This window comes from Butyricicoccus sp. AM32-19 (assembly GCF_003480365.1).
Taxonomy (GTDB): domain Bacteria; phylum Bacillota; class Clostridia; order Oscillospirales; family Butyricicoccaceae; genus Agathobaculum; species Agathobaculum butyriciproducens.
Window position 1 is genome coordinate 294 of the sequence record NZ_QUIX01000032.1, and the last position, 3,196, is coordinate 3,489.

Sequence of the window (3,196 nt, forward strand, 5' to 3'; positions counted from 1 at the left end):
GTAACGGCGGCGTATACGTTAAGGTTGAGGAGTAATTTCTCCGCTTAACAAACCAAAGTTGCATAAAAAGGAATCCTCGAAAGAGGGTTCCTTTTTTGTTGCAGTAATTGAAAATTGAGAATGGAGAATGGAAAATTAACGCGATGGTCAAATTCAACTCACTGCAATTACATAACCGTATGTCCGCACGCATTTAACATTGATGCGGGAGCACAATGTGCTCCCCTACGATTTTAATCGTGCAACTGAATTTACAAACAGCGGGGTAAGGTCACCCCGCCCTCCGGTATATTGTAATCATTATGGTATATACGTTGAACCATTTGACAAATTGTATCATGTAGGGCGGGACAAGGTGAATTGCCCGAAGGGCAAGAGAAGGTGCCCTGGGGTATGACCTCATCCCGCCGTTTCTCGTCGAATTACACCAATTTTATCAACCTGTACCCGTCAACTGCCACGTTCATTCTCCATTTTCCACTCTCAATTCTCAATTCCCCCTTGACTTAGAGTACACTCCAAGTGCTACACTAAGGGCAAAGGAAGGTGACTCCCATGACCATCGCAGAAGTGAGCAGACAATTCGACATCACGCCGGACACACTGCGCTACTACGAGCGCATCGGCCTGATCCCGCCGGTACCGCGCACCAAAAGCGGCATCCGCGATTACGACCAGACCTCGTGCAGCTGGATCGAGTTTATTAAATGTATGCGTGCGGCCGGTCTGCAAATTGAGGCGCTCATCGAATATGTAGCTCTGTTCCAGCAGGGCGACAGCACCATCGGCGCCCGCAAGGCCTTGCTCCTCGAGCAGCGCGACCAGCTCGAGGAACGCATTGCCACCATGCAGCAGACGCTCGAGCGGCTCAACCACAAGATTGAAAACTACGGCAACTGCCTCGCCAAAGAACCCGAGCTGCGCGGTAAAGCCAAAGACTGAACTGCACCAACACTTCACCACCGCAGAGTTCTCCCGCCGGAGAGCTCTGTGTATTTGTGTATTTTTACCAGTTTCCATCGTTTTTTTCGGTATTTATCACCATACCCCGCGTTTTGAGAATATTCCGCTTGTGCAATCCCTTATAATTTACCAAATTTATTGCTTTATTCCGTTAATATTGACAGTTGACGCTTGCTATCTGGTGTGGTATATTGGTAGACGGAACAAAAACTTAACAAAAAAGTGTGCAAAACCCGCTCCAAACCGAACCACCCTATCGATCGGTTAGACACGGGCAAGCGGTTCCCTGCCGCACCAAATGGCAGTCTGCAACAGGCGGAATGCCGGTTTTTACCGGCTTTGGCAATAAATATCCAAACAAGAAGGAGACTTGAACATGGATTTCCATCTGACCCGTGAACAGGAACTGGTTCGCCAGATGATGCATGACTTCACCGAGAACGAAGTTAAGCCCATCGCTGCGGAAACCGACAAAACCTCTACTTACCCCCGCGAGAACATCGAGAAGCTGTTCGATCTGGGCGTTATGGGCATGATCGTGCCCGAGGAGTTCGGCGGCGCAGGCGCTGACGATCTTTCCTCCGCTATCGCTATCGAAGAGCTGTCCAAGCAGTGCGCTTCCACCGGCGATATCCTCGCTACCCACAATGGTCTGTGCTGCGGCCCGATCATTGCAAACGGTACTCCCGCACAGAAGGAGAAGTACCTCCGCATGCTGACCGAAGGCCACAAGGTAGGCGCTTTCGCACTGACCGAGCCGGACGCTGGTTCTGACGCTGCAAAGGGCACCTGCGTTGCTGAGCTGCAGGGTGACCACTACGTACTGAACGGCTCCAAGATCTTCATCACCAACGGCTACGTTGCTGACGTATTCGTAGTATTCGCTATGACCGACAAGTCCAAGGGCACCAAGGGCATTTCTGCATTTATCGTAGAGAGCTCCTTCCCGGGCTTCTCTGTTGGCAAGCACGAGGAGAAGCTTGGCCTGCACGGCTCCCCGACGGCTGAGATCGTATTCACCGACTGCATCGTTCCGAAGGAGAACCTCCTCGGCGCAGAAGGCAAGGGCTTCAAGATCGCTATGCAGACCCTGGACGGCGGCCGTATCGGCATCGCTGCACAGGCACTGGGCATTGCAGAGGGCGCTATGGAAGAGTCCATCAACTTTGCTAAGACCCGTGAGCAGTTCGGCCGTCCGATCGCAAAGTTCCAGAACACTCAGTTCCTCTTTGCTGATATGCACGTTGCAATCGAGGCTGCTCGCCTGCTGACCTACAAGGCTGCTGTTGCTAAGTCTGAGGGCGGCCGCTTCACTCTGGACGCTGCAACCGCTAAGCTGTTCGCTTCCGAGGCTGCTATGAAGATCACCACCAAGGCAGTTCAGGTACACGGCGGCTACGGCTACACCAAGGATTACCCGGTTGAGCGCATGATGCGTGATGCCAAGATCACCGAGATCTACGAGGGCACCAGCGAGATCCAGCGCGTTGTTATCTCCGGTAACATTCTCGGTAAGTAAGAATAGGAGGAAAACTGAACTATGAAGGCAATTGTTTGTGTAAAGCAGGTTCCGGATACCTCCGGTAAGGTTGCTGTTAATCCCGATGGCACTCTGAACCGCGCATCCATGGCTACCATCATCAACCCGGACGACAAGAACGCGGTTGAGGCTGCTCTGAAGCTGAAGGACGCTACCGGCTGCAAGGTCGTTGTTATCACCATGGGTCCTCCCCCGGCACAGGGCATGCTGCGTGAGCTGATGGCTATGGGCGCTGACGAGGGCATTCTGGTTTCCGCTCGTGAGTTCGGCGGTTCCGATACCTTCGCAACCTCCCAGATCCTGGCTGCTGCTATCAAGAAGTATGGCGTTGACGCTGATGACGTAGTATTCTGCGGCCGTCAGGCTATCGACGGTGATACCGCTCAGGTTGGCTCTCAGATCGCTGAGAAGCTGGACATCCCGCAGATCTCCTACGCTGCTGACGTAAAGATCGAGGGCACCACCGTTACCGTTAAGCGCGCTCTGGAGGATGGCTACATGACCATCGAGACCCAGACCCCGTGCCTGCTGACCTGCATCAAGGAGCTGAACGAGCCCCGCTACATGTCCATCAAGGGCATCATGGGCTGCTACGATAAGCCGATCGCAGTTTATGACTACAACACCCTGAAGGACGATCCGCTGATCGATCCCACCACCATTGGTCTGAAGGGTTCTCCCACCAACATCTTC

At 53.1% G+C, this 3,196-nt stretch carries 3 protein-coding genes; all 3 read left to right on the top strand.

Features of this window, described 5'->3' with window-relative positions; genetic code table 11:
- The first annotated feature begins 555 nt into the window (after positions 1-555).
- Positions 556-942: a MerR family transcriptional regulator gene (locus DW806_RS14820; protein ID WP_117492801.1), complete on the top strand. Its 387-nt coding sequence runs from the start codon at positions 556-558 to the stop codon at positions 940-942.
- A gap of 397 nt (positions 943-1,339) precedes the next feature.
- Entirely contained in the window at positions 1,340-2,482 is a 1,143-nt protein-coding gene (locus DW806_RS14825; protein WP_118362012.1) for an acyl-CoA dehydrogenase, read from the top strand.
- Positions 2,483-2,503: 21 nt separating this feature from the next.
- The coding region (locus tag DW806_RS14830; protein WP_147358121.1) for an electron transfer flavoprotein subunit beta/FixA family protein at positions 2,504-3,196 on the top strand (693 nt) is incomplete at its 3' end.

Bases quoted from the DNA above. Each gene is read 5' to 3' on its own strand.
- DW806_RS14825 (WP_118362012.1), top strand. From the start codon at position 1,340: ATGGATTTCCATCTGACCCGTGAACAGGAACTGGTTCGCCAGATGATG.
- DW806_RS14820 (WP_117492801.1), top strand. From the start codon at position 556: ATGACCATCGCAGAAGTGAGCAGACAATTCGACATCACGCCGGACACA.